At 46.3% G+C, this 17,542-nt stretch carries 23 protein-coding genes; 20 read left to right on the forward strand and 3 right to left on the reverse strand.

Going from position 1 to position 17,542, the window contains the following annotated elements:
• Positions 1 to 14: 14 nt before the first annotated feature.
• From QF117_RS02400 to QF117_RS02410, 3 genes are all read right to left on the reverse strand, one after another.
• Complete coding sequence (locus tag QF117_RS02400; protein WP_282385950.1) at positions 15 to 353, reverse strand: capsid cement protein; 339 nt, start codon at positions 351 to 353, stop codon at positions 15 to 17.
• A gap of 10 nt (positions 354 to 363) precedes the next feature.
• Positions 364 to 1,515, reverse strand: a complete 1,152-nt coding sequence (locus QF117_RS02405; RefSeq protein ID WP_282385951.1) for a hypothetical protein — start codon at positions 1,513 to 1,515, stop codon at positions 364 to 366.
• A 344-nt stretch (positions 1,516 to 1,859) separates the two neighbouring features.
• Positions 1,860 to 2,759 carry a S24 family peptidase gene (locus QF117_RS02410; RefSeq protein ID WP_282385952.1) on the reverse strand — a complete coding sequence of 300 codons (900 nt, stop codon included), beginning with the start codon at positions 2,757 to 2,759 and terminating at the stop codon, positions 1,860 to 1,862.
• Positions 2,760 to 2,875: 116 nt separating this feature from the next.
• Here QF117_RS02410 and QF117_RS02415 point away from each other — a divergent pair, with 116 nt between their 5' ends.
• From QF117_RS02415 to QF117_RS02510, 20 genes are all read left to right on the forward strand, one after another.
• Positions 2,876 to 3,109 (forward strand): hypothetical protein, encoded by a 234-nt coding sequence (locus QF117_RS02415; protein WP_282385953.1) that lies wholly within the window; start codon positions 2,876 to 2,878, stop codon positions 3,107 to 3,109.
• A gap of 20 nt (positions 3,110 to 3,129) precedes the next feature.
• Positions 3,130 to 3,399 (forward strand): hypothetical protein, encoded by a 270-nt coding sequence (locus QF117_RS02420; RefSeq protein WP_282385954.1) that lies wholly within the window; start codon positions 3,130 to 3,132, stop codon positions 3,397 to 3,399.
• Positions 3,396 to 4,460 carry a hypothetical protein gene (locus QF117_RS02425; protein ID WP_282385956.1) on the forward strand — a complete coding sequence of 355 codons (1,065 nt, stop codon included), beginning with the start codon at positions 3,396 to 3,398 and terminating at the stop codon, positions 4,458 to 4,460. Before QF117_RS02420 ends, QF117_RS02425 begins: the two co-directional genes overlap by 4 nt.
• The gene (locus QF117_RS02430) at positions 4,457 to 5,041 is read left to right on the forward strand and encodes a hypothetical protein (RefSeq protein ID WP_282385958.1); all 585 of its coding nucleotides are present in this window, start codon (positions 4,457 to 4,459) and stop codon (positions 5,039 to 5,041) included. The genes QF117_RS02425 and QF117_RS02430 overlap by 4 nt, the downstream gene beginning before the upstream one ends.
• Before the next feature lie 7 nt (positions 5,042 to 5,048).
• The gene (locus tag QF117_RS02435; protein WP_282385960.1) at positions 5,049 to 6,695 is read left to right on the forward strand and encodes a Mu transposase C-terminal domain-containing protein; all 1,647 of its coding nucleotides are present in this window, start codon (positions 5,049 to 5,051) and stop codon (positions 6,693 to 6,695) included.
• Positions 6,696 to 6,790: 95 nt separating this feature from the next.
• A complete protein-coding gene (locus tag QF117_RS02440; RefSeq protein WP_282385962.1) occupies positions 6,791 to 7,798 on the forward strand; it encodes an AAA family ATPase in 1,008 nt (335 codons plus the stop codon).
• The gene (locus QF117_RS02445; protein ID WP_282385963.1) at positions 7,798 to 8,067 is read left to right on the forward strand and encodes a hypothetical protein; all 270 of its coding nucleotides are present in this window, start codon (positions 7,798 to 7,800) and stop codon (positions 8,065 to 8,067) included. The genes QF117_RS02440 and QF117_RS02445 overlap by 1 nt, the downstream gene beginning before the upstream one ends.
• Complete coding sequence (locus QF117_RS02450) at positions 8,064 to 8,699, forward strand: DUF3164 family protein (RefSeq protein WP_282385964.1); 636 nt, start codon at positions 8,064 to 8,066, stop codon at positions 8,697 to 8,699. Before QF117_RS02445 ends, QF117_RS02450 begins: the two co-directional genes overlap by 4 nt.
• A 78-nt stretch (positions 8,700 to 8,777) precedes the next feature.
• Entirely contained in the window at positions 8,778 to 9,017 is a 240-nt protein-coding gene (locus tag QF117_RS02455; protein ID WP_282385965.1) for an SEC-C metal-binding domain-containing protein, read from the forward strand.
• Between the two features lie 13 nt (positions 9,018 to 9,030).
• On the forward strand, positions 9,031 to 9,363 hold the full coding sequence (locus QF117_RS02460) for a hypothetical protein (protein WP_282385966.1): 333 nt from the start codon (positions 9,031 to 9,033) through the stop codon (positions 9,361 to 9,363).
• Positions 9,364 to 9,387: 24 nt separating this feature from the next.
• Positions 9,388 to 10,089 (forward strand): DUF2786 domain-containing protein, encoded by a 702-nt coding sequence (locus tag QF117_RS02465; RefSeq protein ID WP_282385967.1) that lies wholly within the window; start codon positions 9,388 to 9,390, stop codon positions 10,087 to 10,089.
• Position 10,090: 1 nt separating this feature from the next.
• Positions 10,091 to 10,516 (forward strand): regulatory protein GemA, encoded by a 426-nt coding sequence (locus QF117_RS02470; RefSeq protein ID WP_282385968.1) that lies wholly within the window; start codon positions 10,091 to 10,093, stop codon positions 10,514 to 10,516.
• Positions 10,498 to 10,881: a hypothetical protein gene (locus QF117_RS02475; protein WP_282385969.1), complete on the forward strand. Its 384-nt coding sequence runs from the start codon at positions 10,498 to 10,500 to the stop codon at positions 10,879 to 10,881. Before QF117_RS02470 ends, QF117_RS02475 begins: the two co-directional genes overlap by 19 nt.
• Positions 10,882 to 10,953: 72 nt before the next feature.
• Positions 10,954 to 11,457 (forward strand): DUF1804 family protein, encoded by a 504-nt coding sequence (locus QF117_RS02480; RefSeq protein ID WP_282385971.1) that lies wholly within the window; start codon positions 10,954 to 10,956, stop codon positions 11,455 to 11,457.
• Positions 11,458 to 11,466: 9 nt separating this feature from the next.
• Positions 11,467 to 12,099, forward strand: coding sequence for a hypothetical protein (locus QF117_RS02485; RefSeq protein ID WP_282385972.1), 633 nt, complete (start codon positions 11,467 to 11,469; stop codon positions 12,097 to 12,099).
• On the forward strand, positions 12,093 to 12,575 hold the full coding sequence (locus QF117_RS02490) for a hypothetical protein (RefSeq protein ID WP_282385973.1): 483 nt from the start codon (positions 12,093 to 12,095) through the stop codon (positions 12,573 to 12,575). Before QF117_RS02485 ends, QF117_RS02490 begins: the two co-directional genes overlap by 7 nt.
• Complete coding sequence (locus QF117_RS02495; protein ID WP_282385974.1) at positions 12,568 to 12,948, forward strand: hypothetical protein; 381 nt, start codon at positions 12,568 to 12,570, stop codon at positions 12,946 to 12,948. Before QF117_RS02490 ends, QF117_RS02495 begins: the two co-directional genes overlap by 8 nt.
• Positions 12,945 to 14,597: a phage terminase large subunit gene (terL, locus tag QF117_RS02500; RefSeq protein WP_282385976.1), complete on the forward strand. Its 1,653-nt coding sequence runs from the start codon at positions 12,945 to 12,947 to the stop codon at positions 14,595 to 14,597. The genes QF117_RS02495 and terL overlap by 4 nt, the downstream gene beginning before the upstream one ends.
• Positions 14,594 to 16,090 carry a DUF935 family protein gene (locus QF117_RS02505; protein WP_282385977.1) on the forward strand — a complete coding sequence of 499 codons (1,497 nt, stop codon included), beginning with the start codon at positions 14,594 to 14,596 and terminating at the stop codon, positions 16,088 to 16,090. The genes terL and QF117_RS02505 overlap by 4 nt, the downstream gene beginning before the upstream one ends.
• Positions 16,077 to 17,303 carry a phage minor head protein gene (locus tag QF117_RS02510; RefSeq protein ID WP_282385978.1) on the forward strand — a complete coding sequence of 409 codons (1,227 nt, stop codon included), beginning with the start codon at positions 16,077 to 16,079 and terminating at the stop codon, positions 17,301 to 17,303. Before QF117_RS02505 ends, QF117_RS02510 begins: the two co-directional genes overlap by 14 nt.
• Positions 17,304 to 17,542: the final 239 nt, after the last annotated feature.

Genomic DNA, 17,542 nt, shown 5'->3' on the forward strand with positions numbered 1-17,542 from the left:
TTCGTTCTTGGCCGTTACTTGGTCTGATAAACCAAGATACGTGGACAGTCGCCAGGCTCAGCATCTTCAAATGCACGACCGACTGCTTTACCAGCGCCGGAAAACTTAACAACGGTTCCACCATCACCCACTTCCAACTCATCTCCTTCAGAGAAAGCACCCGACGCATACGCTTGCGTATCACCAGATATAGCCACTGAAACAGGCTCATCTGTGCCATCTGTTCGGACAACACCCCAAACGTCATCCCCGCTATCCGCTTGGGTTCGATTGACATTCATGAAATAACCCGAGGTCACCTTACCTATACAGGTAAACGTTAAATTTGTTACTGCTCGCTCTAATCCAGGCATCACGGTCTCCTTATTCGTCCAGTGCTAACACAGCGTTCACGTACGATGTGCCAGGATGTTGTTTTTGGTACTCCAAAGCTTTTTGGTGTAGCTTCGCATCGTCTGGATCGACCGCTTCACCGGTTGGCGATTGATACTGAAGTTGACCTTGTGGTGACTCATGGTTTGACTCACCGATTGGGACTTGTTTGCCAAAGCTCATCAACAAACGTTTGAGATAGTCACGTGGGGTTTCTTTTTTGGTTTCACCGGCATTACCAACGGAAAACTCAAATACACTGGATTCATCCCCTGGTAAGGTCGACATGAATTCCACCATGCCTTTGGCCTGAGCTGGCGTCAGCGCACCACGTTTGAGCGCGTCATCGACCACGACTTGGCTCTCTGCGACTCGCTGTTGAAAGCTGGAGGTTTTTAATTGCGCTTTTAATAGAGCATTTTCGTTTTCAAGGCGCTCTTGCTCTTCTTTAGTCATGTCAGACTCCTGGTGATTTTCATTATGTCCGGAAGAGAAAGCCGAGCTTGACTCCGGTTCACTTAACAGTTTTTCCGCTTCACGAGAGAGGGTTTCGATTTGGTAAGACGGCATGACTTCATTGGCTTTTTCGATGCCGTCTTCTTCAATGATTTGCTCTCTCTGGCCTCTGAAGAGATTCGCGAGGGCATTGAGTGCCCAACCGATAGAGCGGTGGCTATGGGAGAATTCGAAAGTATCCATGCCTTGCTCAAAAGCCATTGCGTTGTCATCACTTGAAAACTCAATGTCTTTTAGGCCAGAGACGGCAGGGGCCATCGCACCGAGAAAGCCAACGTGGTTGAGTTTGAAACCGCCTTTTCCATCGGGCTCAATGGAGATAGAGCGTTTACGATAGCGTTTTTCCTGAACGGCTTTTTCGAACTCAGACACCACATCTTTAAAGCGGCCTTGTAGGACATCACCTTGACGGCGCAGTTGGTGTGTCCAGCCAAACGCTGGTGCGCAATCTTTAGGGTGTCCGACGACAATTGGCGCAGGGTCTTGCGCGTTATGGTTTGAGACGATTGAATCGAGATCTTCATGGGTGAAGTTTTGAGTGCGACCCTTAGAGTCGGTTTGCTTACCGGATTTGAACAGGTCAATCCAGCTATCAAAGCCTTTAGATTTATCGGTTGGTTTTGGCATAACACCCATCGCTTTTTAAAGTGGAATAGAAACGAATTGGGTGTTATTTTGTATTGGCGGTGAGTATTAGTTCAGGCTTTAATAATTGGGTGCTAGCCGTGCTCTCTTTCTAGACATAAAAAAAGCCAGCCTCCTGGCTGACTTCTTCAAAATACAAAAACGCGCTGTAAGCGATTCTAAGCGGCTTTCTTCCTTCCTAGCTCCAACGCCTCAAAAACATTTCTATCTCTTCTCGTAAATGGGCGTTTAATGCCTTAATTTGGACGCCTACACAAAAGAGCCCACGCAAGTGTTGTCGATTTCCTCAACCTCTCTAACATTGAACCAAAGAAGGGTTGACACGCCTAACTTGCACTTTCATCCTTTTTTGGCTGGCTGGCTGGCTGGCTGGCTGGCTGGCTGGCTGGCTGGCTGGCTGGGATGGTATAAGCGACCTCTGCGATAACCTCAACATCATCACTATCAAAGCGCTTCTCTGGCCAGCCATCCGACGAGCTGACCGCGACGAGCGTACCATCGTTTTCCCAACGCCAACGTTTCACCAACAGCTCATCCCCCACACGAACCACATAAATGCTTTGCTCTGAGGAGAGTGTGTTTTTTTCATGGTTGAGCACCAACTGGTCGCCGTGGTTAAAATCTCGCAGCATCGACTCACCATGAGCGGTGATCACACTTAAATGCTCTGGCTTTAAGCCAAGCCTAGCTAACTTGTTGGTGGGCTGCTCGACAGTGCCGATGGGGTGCTCATTCCAAACATAGGAGCCATGGCCTGCGGCTGCTTGAATATCGTATGTTGGTATGCTGATAGCGTGACTCAAAGGCAGTACTTTATCGGTTGTAGCAGAGGGAAGGCCTTCTTGAAGAGTGTTTATTTGTTGTTGCTTTACATATTTTACTATTGAGCTAACTTGCGATTCAGGCATACCACTTTGAATTAGAAAAGAACTTAACAACTCATACATAGATGATTTACTAGACACGCTTTTGTGTTCAACAGAGTCTAAATGTGAACATTCAGCATGTGAAGTTTGATCTTTTTTATTGCCGTGCCAAATCCACTCCTCTGCAATCCCATGCTCTCTAGAAAGCTGTGCAACTTTAGATTTAGGTACACTTCCCCTCGCTTTCCAATTACTAACACTCGATAGAGCCCACCCATTGATCTCTGCTAACTGCCTTCCAGACAAAGCCCCTGATACGGTCATCATTCGCTCTATAACAGATTCTACATTATACAACATATAACCTCACAAATTCACATTTAGATGTTGACGACCCCGTAAATGTGATCAATACTTTTACCGTCAACATACAAATAATCTCTAATATTCACACATATAACATAAGCGAGGCTGAAATGACATCACAAAGAAAGTCCAGCCGGACATTTAAAACGACACTATCAAAAATTTATGACGCTGAACTCACGTTAAAAGACGTCGCTGATGAGGTCGATATGAGCGCGACTCAAGCCTATAACGCCATCAATAAATGGTTTGGTCGCACAGGCAACCCTAGAGGCAAAACACGCAAGCTGTTTAAGCGCATTGAAGAGATCACAGGTGATCGCATTTATACAGAAGCGGCATGAGGTGTCGTTAGGAGCTAGCTATGAACGCTAAGTACATCAAGCATAAATTCAATGTATCAGAGCAAAAAATTAACTTGATTTTAAGTCTCTTAGATCACGATGAACGCCATGCTCTTTGTCTGCACCTTGTTCTCGAACAGATGAAAGACACTTACCGCAAGCTTGGTGGCACGAAAAAGTTAGGAAAGGGGCACATAAAATACTGCTTTGCTTTACCTAAGAGTCAACATTTGGAAAAAGCTGACTTTGTGGTTTTCGTGCAAACCCGCGAAAAAGACTTAGAGATATGAGCAATAGAAAACAATGGTGGGAAACCACGGAAGAGGCAGAGTTCACGATGAGTACAGACAATCAAGAATTAATACATGACCACGATGATCACAGTGTCCAAGAGTTTTACACGCTCGTAGGTAGACACTCTGGTTTGGACTTTATGACTCAAGTTGGCCACGTGGCGGTCATTTCTACGTACAAAAAACTAAAAGAATCAGGCATTTGGAAAAACCAAAAAATTCACACTGACCACGGTGCGGTCATTTTAACTAGCTGGGACTTGGTTTGCGAGCACATTTTCAAAAAGTCGAAAAGCTATGTGAATGAGCAAATACAAAATCTAAATATCTTTGGTGAGGCTCTTATTGAAGCAACTGAGAGTGCAGGTGTTGGAATATCAATATTGCGCCTAGCACGCAAACTCGAACCAGAGAAACTAGAACACATCCGCGAAGAGGTCGCGCAATGTAAAAAGCCTACCGAGGTGAAAAAGCTTTTTGAAGAAACCGTCACCGAACTGCAACGCCAGCTCGATGAGCAAAAGGACAACAGTGAGCAGATTCAAAATGATTTGGAGCAGCGCATTGAACACGAAAAAGCCCTTACTGCAAAGTGGAATGCAAAGTTTCGCATTGCTCAAAAAGATAAAGAAAACAAATACAGTAAAGACTGGCATCCCGCCATTGCCCGCGTTCGCTATTTATCTGCCTACGCCAGTGAGCAGTGTCGCATCGCTCTTCATGGAATGTATGGACTTGTCAATGACATTCAAGCTCTACAAGCACAAGAAGACATCTCTTCTGATGATTATCAAGCTGGGTTAGATGCCGTTGTTCTTATCGCTGAAACTATGTTGGCTGAATGCACTTCGCTTTCTCGTCACTTAACACAGCGCATTCCAGGGATAGAGCTCGCTAACCAAAGCGAGACCCTTTTCAAGTACACCGATGATGAAGAGGCTCGGCTGAGAGACTTACGCAGGGTGTTACAAAACAATGCTAAATCAGCACTAAAAGCAGACAACGCGAAGATTCTAAAAGGTCAAACAGGACCACAACCTGAGATTGAGGATGAATGATGCACACCAATGATACCAGCGAACTATTTTTAGCTAACGAGATGCCTTCTAGTTACATAGATTCAGTACTGACTGAGTACGGTCTACTTGTTCAAAAAAGACATCAGCTAACTCAACTTATTCTTGACTGCATCCCCAGCAAGTTTAGTGCCTCTTATGAAGTTGTTAAAAGAGATGTACTAGCAGGAAAGTATGGTAAGGACACGAAATTGATGGCTCTATCTATTGGACGCAAAGGTCAGTTTCCTTCTTTATCAAGCATCCACAGATGGAAAGAAAATAATGAATATGAAAAGGCAGCACTTCTATTAGTCAGTGGTCACGCTCAAAAAGTGTATGAAATTAGAGGGGTAGATTTTGCGGAGTTCTGTTGCCCCAGCTGTCAAGTCCAATTAAAAGCATACCGAAACTCTCATGACGTCGATATCGAAAGTAACGAAAGCTGTCGGAGTTGCGGTGAAACTATTGGTCTGTTAGCGAAAAAGAATCATGGTCAGATTGTAGTAAGAGATTTACAACACAGATCAAAAGCATTCCCTAAAACTTTTTCTTTTATGCAGCGCATGTGCATGGTGAAGTGAGGTTTTTATGACTGTATTAATTCAAACATCCAACACCGAGATAAGCGTAAACAGTGAGCTGCACAACATTGTGCCAGAGCGCAAGGTAGTCGCACAAAACCGTTACGCGCTGGTATCGAAAATTGAAACCAAAATGAAGGAAGGACTCACCGAGGCATTAGCGTATCACTTTGTGCGTCGTGAAATCATGAGCGGTGCGTTGGGGGAGTCGGTTCGTAAAGCGGTGAAAGCACTCGGCCGTGACGGCTCATTTCCTTCTAGCTCGACCGTGGCGAACTGGGTAAAGGCTTATCGTGAGGGGGGCATCGCTGCACTGGCACCAAAACACACCGGACGCCGTAAGAAGGCGCAAGGTTGGGAACTTCGCGCGCAGCAGCTTTATCTTCAAACCAGTAAGCCGTCGATGGCAGCGGTGGCTCGTAAGCTTCGTGAAGATGAAAATTTCACCTGCACTGACCGTCAAGTGCGTCATTACTTAAACAATTTGCCAAGCATTAACCAACACCCAAACCGCTTAGGTCGCAAGTTGTATAACGGCAGTCATGCCCACTATAAGCCCCGCACCACAAACGGCATTGAGGTGGGTGACATCTACATGGCCGATGGTCACACGATGGATGTGTATCTCGCTCATCCTGAGACTGGAGACTTATGGCGTGCTGAGCTGATTATCTGGATGGACGTGCGCAGCCGCTTCATTGTGGGCTGGGAGCTGACTGACTTTGAAAGTGCCGCGAATACCTTCAACTCATTGGTGCGCACTCTCACCAACCATGACCATGTGCCCGCAGTGATTTATATCGATAACGGCTGCGGCTATAAAAACCGCCTTGTGTGTGATGCTACAGCAGGGTTATACGCTCGAATGGATTTGTCTGTGCTGTTTGCTATCCCTGGCAACGCAAAAGCCAAAGGCCAGATTGAACGCTGGTTTCGCACTATGGAGGAGGACTTCTCAAAAATGGAGTTTCCTCGCTTTTATTGCGGCGCTGACCAAGCCGATGAAGTGCGCACTCGATTGGTGATGGAGGTCAAGCGTGCCAACAAGCAAGGTAAACCATCGCCTCTGCCCACCATCTTCGAGTGGCGAGAGAAGTTTGAGCACTGGCTCACCAAGTATCACAACAGGCCACACCCAGAGCTGAAACACACCACGCCCGCTGCAATGTTTGACTCGTTACGTCGCACGCCCGTTAACACGGACTTATGCGAGCTCATGAAGCGTCAGGAAAAGCGTAAGGTGGCACGCGGCATGGTGCGTTTGCACAACCGTGTTTATCGCCATGAGGCACTCTTAGCCCACAACGGTCAGGAAGTGATTGTGGCCTTTGATTGGTGGAACGATGAGCAAGTGACTATCCGCACCTCAGAGCAAGTACTGGTGTGTGATGCACCACTGATTGAACGCGCTGCCGTTGTCTCGACCTCCTTTATGCAAGATGCCAAAGACAAGCAGTTAGTCGGTCAAACGCGCCGTCTACAAGTGAAACTTGGTGAGATAGAAGCGCGCAATCGTCAAGCGCTGACTCACGATGAGCAGCTTCATCATATTAATGAGTTGACCATTGAAGGTGACTACACACTTATCGAAGACGATAGCCAAGTGCAAGGCGATGACGATGACTTGTTCGCACTTTGGATGGACGAGCAATAAAAAAAAGGGGCCTAAGCCCCCTCCACAACCCACAGGATAGTTTGGGACGCCCCCCCGACACCATCCCCAAGTAAGAAGTATAAGGATAATGAAAGATGAACCTAGAATCAAACCCAATCGATATTAACTGGCCAACGCACTACAACAGTGACGATGTGGCTATGTGTGAAACTATTTTACGCTGGATTGAGAGTCGTGAGCAGAGCCAGAGCTGGCTAGCCAAGCGTGCGCGAATGAGTGCTTCTTTGGTGAACCAGGTACTCAAAGGCAAATACGGTAATGAGCGCGGCTCTTCACCGACCACTCACATCGTAAAGATGCACCAAACTATCACCCACTTTGAAGAAACCGAAGAACGTGTACCTGTCGTCCAAACCTCCGTGTTTAAGCTAGCCCAGCTCTGCTGCAACGCTGTTCGTACTGACCGCACTATGGGCGCGTTTACAGGCATTGTTGGTACAGGAAAAACTTTCGCGCTCAAGCATTATGTCTCTACCCACCCGAACACCTACATGTTGCGTGGTCGCCGTGGACTCAATGCGCCCGCACTTATCAAGCGCCTTATCTCGTTAACAGGTACACACATCGACAAAGGTGCACAGCTTGATGACAAGTTTGATGCGCTCATCGATGCGCTGGCAGAGACCGATTCACTGTTGATAGTGGATGAAGCAGAAAACATCACGGATATGGCACTGCACTACATCCGCACCTTACATGATGAAACTGGTGTGGGCGTGGTTCTGGCAGGGACTGAAGACCTACTCGGGAAGGTGATGCCAGAGTCGTCCATTTTCCACCAAATCGGCTCTCGTATCACATTCAAGCCTGCAACCATTCGCGGCATCACTCGCAACGATGCCGACCAGGTCGCCTTGGCCAGTTTCAAAGGGGAGTTAGACAGTGAGGTTCTTGATGCAATGTGGACCTATAGCGCGGGCTCAATTCGTCAGTTAACCAAAGCCATTATCCCCCATGTGAAGCGATTTGCTCACGGTAAGGGGCAGGAGCTGAACGCTGAGCTTATTCACAAGATAGCCAAACAGGTACTCAACCTTGCCCCTGCCAGTGGCGTTCGCCGCAGTGTTCAGGAGGTGCGCTAATGAGCATCAAGCAAAGTCATCAATTATCCGAGGCCCTGCAAAAGCTGAGAAAGCTCAATGCTCACATCATTGGCTTTCGTATCGCAGCTAGAGGTCGGTGTCCTGTGGTGTACATCCAAAAGCCAAGCCACTTATGGCTTATCAATCAAGCGCAGGTTTTACGCGAAACACCCGTCGTGCGCTGGTATGAAGTCTCTTTTTATCTATGCAGCGCCCGTTGGTTTGAGCGTTGTACTTCCAATCAACAACAACGAGGAAAAGCCTCATGAGTAAAGAAACCGAAACAAAAAAATTAAAACGTCCAGAAGCACCTGAAGGGTTTGTGTACAACGCCGACGGTGACCTGATTGCAATGAAAAACATCCCTGCATCAGAGCTTCGCAAAGATGCTTTTGTGAAAGGTTTAGTGGCACAGGTAAAAGAACACAGCAACAAGCTAAAGGTGTTTAAACAAGACATTATCAAAGCATTTGAAACGTTCAGAGAAGAGATGCTGGAGCAGTACGATACGAAACTTCACTCTCGCGGCTCTGGTGAGAATGTCACGGCATTCAGCTTTGATGGTAAGTATAAAATCACGTACAAGACCGATAAGTTAAAGTCATTAGGCCCAGAGCACGATGCAGCCAGACAACTGGCTCGTGACTATTACGACTCACAGAAAAACGACCTGCCTCATGATGTGCTGTTAGCGGTCCAAGACTTCTTTGTTAAAGATGCCTCGGTCGCTCAGACCATCAAATTCATAGGCATGGGTTTTCAAGACCCCCTTCTGCTTAAAGCGCAGGAGGCAGCCAAGGATGCGCTGCTTGTTATTGGCAGTAAGTGTTACTTCAACTTTTACGAACGTGACGAAGAAGGCGCTTATCAGCAGGTACACCTCAATTTTTCGAAGCTGTAGCTATGAAGAAACGCACGAAGACTCGCCAGAGAATTAAGCGTCTCTGGCACTTTTACCAAAACAAAAGGAAAAATCATCATGATGGATTGCAGCACAGGTCGACTCATTGAACTAATTGGTAACCCTAAAGAAATCACTGAACTTAAAGCCAAGTTTGAAAAACAAAACCGACGTCCACTATTAAAGCTCACAGAAGAGCAAGCCACTGAGTTAGCGCCACTTGAGCCATACAAGCGCAAAGGACGAATGCGAAACAAACCGTGTCCATGTGGCAGTGGCAATAAGTTTAAAGATTGTTGCTGGGCCAAATACCTTTAACTTCGGAGGCACTATGACTCGAACTGAACGCGTATTACTGATGCTAGAGCATAGTGCTGTACCTATGTATCTGGAGCCAAATATGAACCTTGACCAACTACTAAAAAATATCTCGTTTCACTCAGAGCATGACCGTGCAGAGTTCTTGAGTCGTCTTGCGTTACTAGGCGAGCACGTTGCCTTCATGCCTAAATCCCTTACGCCTGAAATGCGTCAAGCGCGTGAGCACGTCATTGCTCATAGCCATATCGCAACGAGCATTCGACAGTTAAATGAGCAAATTTATCAACGTTACGTTGACGTTGCTTCGCTTTCTGTCAGCTCTCAACACATTGGTAAACAGTGACGCACAACAAGAGGTTTTTAAATCATGGATAAGAAAAAAAAGATCGAGAAAATCAAAAAGCTACTCAAACTGTCCGAGTCATCGAATCAGCATGAGGCCGCGCTCGCATTGGGGCGTGCTCAAGCCTTGATGAAAGAGCTAGGGTTGACAAGCGAAAGCCCACAGCTAAGTGATGTGCAAGAGGAAAGCATATTTAGCGCCATTAAGTCCAAAACGCCAGCAAGTTATATCGTTGGGCTGATATCAACGATTGCCAGTGCGTTTGGTTGTCATCCTCATATAAGCCGCCATTTAACTCTTGGACGGATCAATGTGGTGTTTACTGGCCATAATGAACGCCCAGAACTCGCGGCTTATACCTATGATGTGCTCGAACGCCAGCTCATGAAAGCGCGAAAAGCGTTTTTATCCACACTGAACAAGCGCAACAAGCAAAGTACTAAAACCGCCAGAGCCGATGTGTTTTGTAACGCTTGGGTTTATGCCGTACATGACAAAGTCACCGCATTTGCCTTGACCGAAGATGAAAGCCGCCAGATTGAAATCTATCGTCAAGAGCAACACCCAGATTTAGTCACAACGAAAGGAAGAGAAGTATCCAATAAACACCTTCGAGGGGGACAGGATGCAGCAGCAATGGCGGGGTATCTATCAGGTAAGGATGCGCACCTTCATCAAGGGATGCATGGTCAAGAGCAAACCAAATTAGAACACAACGGAGGCTAATATGAACCGCAAAACTGCATACGTTCAACTGGGTATTGCCAGCAAGTTTTTTTCCGATGATGACGAGTATCGAGCTTTTCTCTCTCGTTATGGGGCGAAAAAAAAAGGCGAGCGAGTCTCTGCAAGCACAATGAGCCTCGCTCAGTTGATGCAGGCTTGTCATGAGTGCAAGCGCCTGGGTTTTATTAAGTTCGTGTCGAAAGGTAAAAAGCGTCAGAGTCACTCTGGTCAGGCCAAAAAGTGTTACGCCTTATGGTGCGAGCTTCATCAGCAAGGTGCCGTGGACAACAAACGCTGGCAAGCCATGGAAGCGTGGGCCGTAAAACATTTAGGGCTCATATCAGAACGAACCTCACTCGATGAGGCAACGTCTTACGAGTGGAACCTATGTATAGAGGGGTTAAAACAATGGCTGAGACGACTTTGAATGACCTACTACCCAATGGTGCGCTGGAGCTTATAGAACTTATCGGTGAAGGTAATACGCTTGCCTTGGTCAAAGAGTTTGGTGGATTGCCCGTGTATATCCCTGGTAAGGCGCATGATACCCATCATCTGTGTGATATTGTAACGGTTGACGCGCTAAAAAAATTGGTGGCACAATATGGTGGCACCAAGTTGAATGTACCGCGATGCCCAAAACTGAATCACTTGTTGATCATTAAAATGCACGATAGAGACGGACTCTCTTTTGCAAAAATCGCGAAAGCTTTGAACTATACCAAGAGCTGGGTTGAGATGGTTTACTACCAACATCGTTCCAATAACGACACACAACACACTCTCTTCTAAATTAGTTGGGTACTGAATTCCCTCTTTAATCTCTCCAAAATAGTCATTAAAACAAGCATGAACGAGGTTTTAATGGCTTACCGTCAAGAAGTCAAAGACGCACTTCGAGCCAAGTATATCGGCGGGCTATCGTTGCCCGCCGCTGCCACTTACTACTCTGTGACTTATCCAACAGCACAGCGTTGGAAGCGTGATGCCAAGCAGTCTGGTGATGATTGGGATAAGCTGCGCACTGCCCAGCAAATGGGCTCCACCGCTGAAAACAGCATTGCTCAATCGACGTTATCTCAGTTTCTACGCATCTTTCAGGAAACGTTAGACGACATCGAGCGCAGTACGAAGTTTAGTGCTGAAGATAAGGTCAAGTTGCTTTCTTCCCTATCGGATACTTATGCAAAAGTCTCTAAAGCTGCTGGGCGCGTTGACCCGTCGTCGTGGGAGCTGTCTTTAGTTTTAGATGTGATGCACAAATACGGTGAGTTTGCCCAAAGCCATTATCCTGAGTTCTATGCCGAGTTTCTCAATATCCATCACCACTTTGGTAAAGAAATAGGCAATCACTATGGCAACAAATAAGGGACTCTCATGAAAGCAAGATATTCAGATATCCGTTCAACCCTTCGCACGGGGGACATCGTGCTTTTCTCAGGAAAGGGCATCGTGTCGACAGGCATTAAACGGGGTCAGGCGCTGCTGGCACGCTTCATGGGAAATCGTGGCGAAAAAAACTGGAAATGGTCACACATCGGCATCGTATTGAAATTACCAGCGTATGACACCGTGATGCTATGGGAATCAACCACGTTATCAAACATTCGATGTGTTGAGCTAGGGCGTCAACATAAAGGCGTGCAGCTTGTCCCTCTCTCAGAACGAATAGCTTCATACGATGGTGAGGTTTGCATTCGTCAATTGACCAGCGATATCCCTGAGTTACAAAGAATCGTTGCCTTAAGTGGGCTAAGAGAAAAGCTAAAAGGTGCACCTTATGAGAAAAGCACCTGGCAACTGATCAAGTCGGCCTATAAAGGCCCTTTCGGCCGCAACAAAAAAGATCTCTCTTCCGTGTTTTGCTCTGAGTTAGTGGCAGAAGCATACCAAGAGCTTGGATTACTTTGCCGAACGCCACCGAGTAACGAGTATAGCCCAGCATGTTTTGCTGACCCTCAACTCACTCTCAACGAGGCTCAACTAGGGCCGAGGATCTTATTATGTTAAGAGCACCATTTGGACTGCATACCGCTAACTGCTTAACACTATTGATCGTGTGTACGCTCGTTGTTGCATTTTCTGAGCGGCACCTTTATCAAGCTCCCACCTTATGGACATTCGTATTTGCTCTAATGCTTGGGGCTATCTTCGTTCTGTGGGGATTATTGCGTAATCTGCTTGATGAAGCACTGATGTTACCGATTGGCTTGGCCGTCATGGGAATATTATTCATTGATGATAGAAACGCATTAGCTTCAACTGTGGGTTACGCTTTGAGTTTGCATTATGCCTTATTTAACCTTGTGAGTGGTCGCCTTGCTTCGAAAATGCTTAAGTCCAGCCTGCTATCTATTACCACCGTTGTCGCTCTGAAATGGTTAATGGTAGACATGGATGACGTAATACGATCTGGCATCGTTTTGGTTGGGGTTTTATGTCCGGTTTTATTGTCGTACGAAAGGATGAGAAAGCATTATGAGTGAACTCGAGAGCATACGGCGACATCAGCTAAAGCAAGATGAAAGCCTAGCGCGACAAAGTGAAAGGTTAGCCGTTCATGAGCAAATTATTGAACGATTGGCGAAAAATGAACATCGTATGACAGAGCTGATTTATGGAGTACATGAACAAAATACCTCAGTGAAACTGCTCGCTCGTGAAGTGACAGGGTGCCAGAATTCCGTTGAAAAACTCACGAATCAAGTCAGTACCCTGCAAACCTGGCATGACAATGTGCAGGGTGCGAAAAGTACGTCAACCTGGCTAGTACGCTATGGACCAACACTATGGAAACTCATAGCGGCGATGGTTGTGTTTGCACTGATAGCAGAGCGCTATATTGGAACGGGCGGATGAAGGGATACAAAAAGCTTAGTCAGCGTGAGTATGAAAAGGAGCTAGAAGCTCAGTACCAAGCTCATCTGCAGCTGATTGAAACCGAGTGTAAAAGTTTTAAGGTCAACAAGGCTGAGAGCAAAAAACGCGTTCTGCAATGCAACGATGTGGAGACGGGATTCCGTTTCTTCTGTATGACCTATTTTCCTCACATCATGACTAAAGACCCCTCAGCTTTTCATGAGTGGTGTTTTCAGCACCTTCCCGCTGTGGTTTATACCCCTGGAGGACAAAAGCAGGGTCTTGCAGCGCCGAGGGGGGAAGCAAAGTCGACATACGTGACAGTGCTGTTTAATCTCTATTGCACCCTCCTTGAACTCAAGTGGTATACCATCATTATCATGGAGACCAATGAGCAGTCTGCTGAAAAACTGGCTCAGATTAAAGCTGAGCTCATCGCTAACCCGAGACTGGGTGCTGACTTTCCTCATTCCACTGGCCAAGGTCCGACATGGGCAATGAATGAGATCATCACCGCCAACAACCGCAAGATTGTCGCCGGTGGTATTAAGATGAAACGTGGCCGTAATCATGGCCATCACAGACCTGATTTACTTCTTCTTGATGATCTAGAAAATGATGAAAACGTTAAGTCTAAAGAGTTTCGAGACAAGCTGGAGAATTGGCTGAAGAAAACGGCATTCAAGTATGGTCCACCCGATGGCTCTATGGACATTTTCTATGCGGGAACCGTTCTGCACTATGATAGCGTGCTCAATCGTTTCATGAAAAAGCCGACTTGGAAGAAAAGAGCTGTGATTTTCAAAGCGATCATTGAATGGCCTAAACGCATGGATCTATGGGAAGCCTGGGAGGAAATCCTACTCAATGATGACGATGGTGAAGACAAAGCTTGGATGTTCTATTGCCAACGTAAAAAGGAAATGGATGAAGGTGCGATTGTTTCTTGGCCAGCGATGCGCTCACTTTACCAACTTATGCTTGAACGCAGTGAAGATCACGAAGCCTTTGAGTCGGAATTTCAAAACACGCCAGGTAACGCTGAAGACCAGCCGTTTAAAGAGATTCGATTTTGGGTTCATCCCGATCCGCAGTGGGTCTTTTATGGAGCATGTGACCCAGCACTTGGAAAAAACAAAAAAGCCTGCCCCGCGGCAGTATTAGTAGGTGGTATTAACCTTAACGCTAAGCGTCCTACGCTTAATGTCATTGAAGCTGATATAGCGCGAATGACACCCACGGTCACCATGCACAAAATCATCGAATTTCAAAAAGAGTACCACTGCATGGTTTTTGGTGTGGAATCGATAGGATTTCAGGACTTTATGCGCACTGAACTGATTGGACTCGGTCAAGAGATGCGTGTGCCTGTCCCAGCGCGTGCGGTTATGCCAACAGGACCAATGTCCGATAAAGACTTACGCATCATGAGCTTAGAGCCTCATGTCCGAAATGGACTTATCTTGCTGCATCGCAATTTAACCACATTGACTGAACAAATGCGTTATTACCCAGAATCGACATACAAAGATGGGCCCGATTGCCTGCACATGTTATGGACATTAGCAATGAGCGGAGCCAGAGGTATTCCCAGAGTGTTAAGCGGTGGTCGCTCAAGATTAACGATTGATAACAGGATGCCGAGATGATTTCAGATAAAGATAAACGCAAACTGGCGAGCAGTGTGATGTCGGCAGGTTTGTTGTCCGGTAGAGGCAATGATCCGGCTTTTTATGCAGGACTGAGTGTTATGCCAAACCCTGACTATACATTACGAATGTTGGGCAAAGCACAGGCAACCTACGATGCCATCATGGCTGATAGTCATGTTATAGGTGAAATTCGAGCAGTGCGCTCAGGCCTACTCGGGTTTGATAGACAGCTAAAGCCTGGTGACGACTCAAAAGAAGCGCAACAAGCTTTTGAACTGTGCCAGATGTGGATGAGAAAACGCCCAGCTCCTGGCAAGCTATGGAATGATGTGACTTGGAATATGGGTGAAGCGGTCTTTCGAGGTATGCGAGGTCATGAGTTGGAATGGATGCTCATGGACGGTTACTTGTTACCTAAGCGTGTGATTGATGTTCCTAATCGCCGCTTGGTGTATACCGCCGACAATGAGCTTAGATTACTCACTAGGGCTAACCCTTATCAAGGTGAAGAAGTGCCGGACAAGCGATTTTTGATCACTCGCCACATGCACGACAGCGATAATCCATATGGGGTTGCCTTATTGAGTAGTTGCTTCTGGCCGTATACGTTTAAGCATGGTGGCTTTCGGATGTTCTATAAGTTCTGTGAGCGCTTTGGTATGCCTTGGCCAATCGGTAAATATCCGCAAGGCACCTTACCTGAAGAGCAACAAGAGTTGCTTGATGCGCTGCTGACCCTTCGAGAGGATGGTGCAGCCGCTATACCTGACGGAGATAAGATTGAGCTTTTGGAAGTGACGGCATCGGGTAGCACGTTACCTCAAAAAGTCATTATTGATGTATGTAACCGTGAGATGTCGAAAGCACTAACTTCACAGACTTTAGCCACAGAACAAACGCAGAATGGCTCTAGAGCGGCCTCAGAAACGGCTTTAAAGCGCGAGGGGATGGTGACTGAATCAGACCGTCGTATTATCGAAGCCAGTTACGACCAAATGTTTTCGTGGATCACCGAATTCAACATTGGTCCAGATGTCCCCCCCCCTACGATGCGGCTAGTGAAAAGACATAAACCCACATCCGATATGGCGAGTATTCTTACTCAGGCTGCGAAACTGTCTGACAAAATCCCGGTCTCTGAGGTGCATGACAAGCTCGGTATTCGCCAGGCAAACCAAGGTGAAGATACTGTTAAGCTGCAAGTGGACACGCCATCGATGGTGACACCCACAGTCAGCGCGTTCAGTGCACCGACCTCAAAAGAGAGTCAAACACCATCAAGCCAGCTTGATAATACGCTAGAAGAGGATTATATCGAGCCGCTTTATCAAATGCTGCTTCGTTACGAAAAGGATGGGAAAACTCTTAAGACTTTTATGGATGACTTACCGACACTGTTTGCTCAGTTGGACGATGATTCTACTCAGAGTCTTATCAGTGCTGTATTTGAAAGGTACTTTACTCAAGGAATGAGTGATGTCGGACGTTAACGTGGCGAGTGTGCCTCATGTTGAAGCTACTGAGGTAATGCTCAAGAAACTCAATATTCCTACCCGACATTGGGATGACATGTTGGGTGCGCCTCGAGCAAGGGGCTTCGCAGTTGCTGGAGCCACAAAAATGAGTTTATTAAAGGACCTTCATGATGCATTGAATGAGGCGCTGAGCCAGGGAAAAACCATCACTGATTTTAGAAAAGCTTTTGATGAAACTGTGCTGTCTCATGGTTGGACTTATAACGGAAAGCGTGGCTGGCGCACCAAGGTGATTTTTAATAATAATTTAAATAGTGCGTATAGCGCTGGGCGCTGGCAACAGTTCGAGCGCCAGAAGAAAAATCGCCCTTATCTAACTTATATGACTGTCGGTGATGATAGGGTTCGTGATGAACACGATAAATGGCGATATTTGACACTGCCCATTGATGATCCGTTTTGGGATACATACATGCCTCCCAATGACTTTGGATGTCGGTGCTACGTATTGAGTAAGTCCGAAGATGATATCAACCGTGAAAATCTAACCATCAGCCACTCTCCAGAAATAAAAACTAGCGAGCGAATCAATACTCGTACAGGGGAATTATATGGGGAAGTTGCTGAAGGTGTTGGTGTTGGTTGGGACTATAATGTAGGTAAGGTGTGGTTGGGGCCAGATAATTCACTCGGTGAGTACATTGCGTCAATGCCAGAGGTGTATCGCAAAGAGGTTCTATCCCAAAATAAAGCGTATATTAGCCAGCTTTCAAAGTACTTTAACACCTGGTCGACGCCAGTCATTGATGGCACAGCTCGCGGTAAGGCCACCAGTGTTGGGTTATTGAGTGTCTCTGCGTTTGAGAAAGTACAGTCAAAGTCTGCCACGATTTTTATTGATGACTGGCGCTTAAAGCGAATGAGTCGAGAGCTCAAGAGAGCCAAGTCGATTGACCTACCTAAAGAAGTCTTGCAAGACATTCCCGGAGCACTAGACAATGCCGTTGCGATATTGCTGGATAAACGCCAAGTCCAAAAAGGAAGAACAACTTTGGTTTACGTGATTAAACTAGAAGGTCAAAAGAATAAATACGGAAAGCTGATAGTGGATATCAATTATCAGAGTAAGACGGGCTTTAAGGGAAACGGGGTCGTATCTGGAAGTGTTGTCTCGAAACTAAGTTTACAGGACTCATCAGTTTACGAAGTGATTGAGGGTAGTTTATAATCATGTTGTGGCTGACATTGTTGGAAAGCTGTCCAACTTATTATCCTGTCCTAGCAGCAGCGAAATACGATGAGGAATTCAGCGCCCTCCAGCCACATTAAATTCAGATTTAACGATCGATAAATGGGGATTTAAGAAGTAATTAATTGCGAGAAAAGTAGATCATTTTGGTGCTTTTAGTGATAAATTATTTTTGAATTTAAGGAAAAATTTCCAGAATTAAATGTTCTATTAGTAAC

The sequence above is a fragment of the Vibrio sp. YMD68 genome, assembly GCF_029958905.1.
In the GTDB taxonomy this organism is placed as follows: domain Bacteria; phylum Pseudomonadota; class Gammaproteobacteria; order Enterobacterales; family Vibrionaceae; genus Vibrio.

What these genes read in the sequence shown, in the direction of transcription:
- QF117_RS02425 (WP_282385956.1), top strand. Translation starts at nt 3,396, where the DNA reads ATGAGCAATAGAAAACAATGGTGGGAAACCACGGAAGAGGCAGAGTTC.
- QF117_RS02505 (WP_282385977.1), top strand. Translation starts at nt 14,594, where the DNA reads ATGATTTCAGATAAAGATAAACGCAAACTGGCGAGCAGTGTGATGTCG.
- QF117_RS02400 (WP_282385950.1), bottom strand. Translation starts at nt 353, where the DNA reads ATGCCTGGATTAGAGCGAGCAGTAACAAATTTAACGTTTACCTGTATA.
- QF117_RS02460 (WP_282385966.1), top strand. Translation starts at nt 9,031, where the DNA reads ATGACTCGAACTGAACGCGTATTACTGATGCTAGAGCATAGTGCTGTA.
- QF117_RS02410 (WP_282385952.1), bottom strand. Translation starts at nt 2,759, where the DNA reads ATGTTGTATAATGTAGAATCTGTTATAGAGCGAATGATGACCGTATCA.
- QF117_RS02440 (WP_282385962.1), top strand. Translation starts at nt 6,791, where the DNA reads ATGAACCTAGAATCAAACCCAATCGATATTAACTGGCCAACGCACTAC.
- QF117_RS02435 (WP_282385960.1), top strand. Translation starts at nt 5,049, where the DNA reads ATGACTGTATTAATTCAAACATCCAACACCGAGATAAGCGTAAACAGT.
- QF117_RS02455 (WP_282385965.1), top strand. Translation starts at nt 8,778, where the DNA reads ATGATGGATTGCAGCACAGGTCGACTCATTGAACTAATTGGTAACCCT.
- QF117_RS02450 (WP_282385964.1), top strand. Translation starts at nt 8,064, where the DNA reads ATGAGTAAAGAAACCGAAACAAAAAAATTAAAACGTCCAGAAGCACCT.
- terL (WP_282385976.1), top strand. Translation starts at nt 12,945, where the DNA reads ATGAAGGGATACAAAAAGCTTAGTCAGCGTGAGTATGAAAAGGAGCTA.
- QF117_RS02465 (WP_282385967.1), top strand. Translation starts at nt 9,388, where the DNA reads ATGGATAAGAAAAAAAAGATCGAGAAAATCAAAAAGCTACTCAAACTG.
- QF117_RS02480 (WP_282385971.1), top strand. Translation starts at nt 10,954, where the DNA reads ATGGCTTACCGTCAAGAAGTCAAAGACGCACTTCGAGCCAAGTATATC.
- QF117_RS02475 (WP_282385969.1), top strand. Translation starts at nt 10,498, where the DNA reads ATGGCTGAGACGACTTTGAATGACCTACTACCCAATGGTGCGCTGGAG.
- QF117_RS02415 (WP_282385953.1), top strand. Translation starts at nt 2,876, where the DNA reads ATGACATCACAAAGAAAGTCCAGCCGGACATTTAAAACGACACTATCA.
- QF117_RS02420 (WP_282385954.1), top strand. Translation starts at nt 3,130, where the DNA reads ATGAACGCTAAGTACATCAAGCATAAATTCAATGTATCAGAGCAAAAA.
- QF117_RS02510 (WP_282385978.1), top strand. Translation starts at nt 16,077, where the DNA reads ATGTCGGACGTTAACGTGGCGAGTGTGCCTCATGTTGAAGCTACTGAG.
- QF117_RS02485 (WP_282385972.1), top strand. Translation starts at nt 11,467, where the DNA reads ATGAAAGCAAGATATTCAGATATCCGTTCAACCCTTCGCACGGGGGAC.
- QF117_RS02470 (WP_282385968.1), top strand. Translation starts at nt 10,091, where the DNA reads ATGAACCGCAAAACTGCATACGTTCAACTGGGTATTGCCAGCAAGTTT.
- QF117_RS02490 (WP_282385973.1), top strand. Translation starts at nt 12,093, where the DNA reads ATGTTAAGAGCACCATTTGGACTGCATACCGCTAACTGCTTAACACTA.
- QF117_RS02445 (WP_282385963.1), top strand. Translation starts at nt 7,798, where the DNA reads ATGAGCATCAAGCAAAGTCATCAATTATCCGAGGCCCTGCAAAAGCTG.
- QF117_RS02405 (WP_282385951.1), bottom strand. Translation starts at nt 1,515, where the DNA reads ATGCCAAAACCAACCGATAAATCTAAAGGCTTTGATAGCTGGATTGAC.
- QF117_RS02430 (WP_282385958.1), top strand. Translation starts at nt 4,457, where the DNA reads ATGATGCACACCAATGATACCAGCGAACTATTTTTAGCTAACGAGATG.
- QF117_RS02495 (WP_282385974.1), top strand. Translation starts at nt 12,568, where the DNA reads ATGAGTGAACTCGAGAGCATACGGCGACATCAGCTAAAGCAAGATGAA.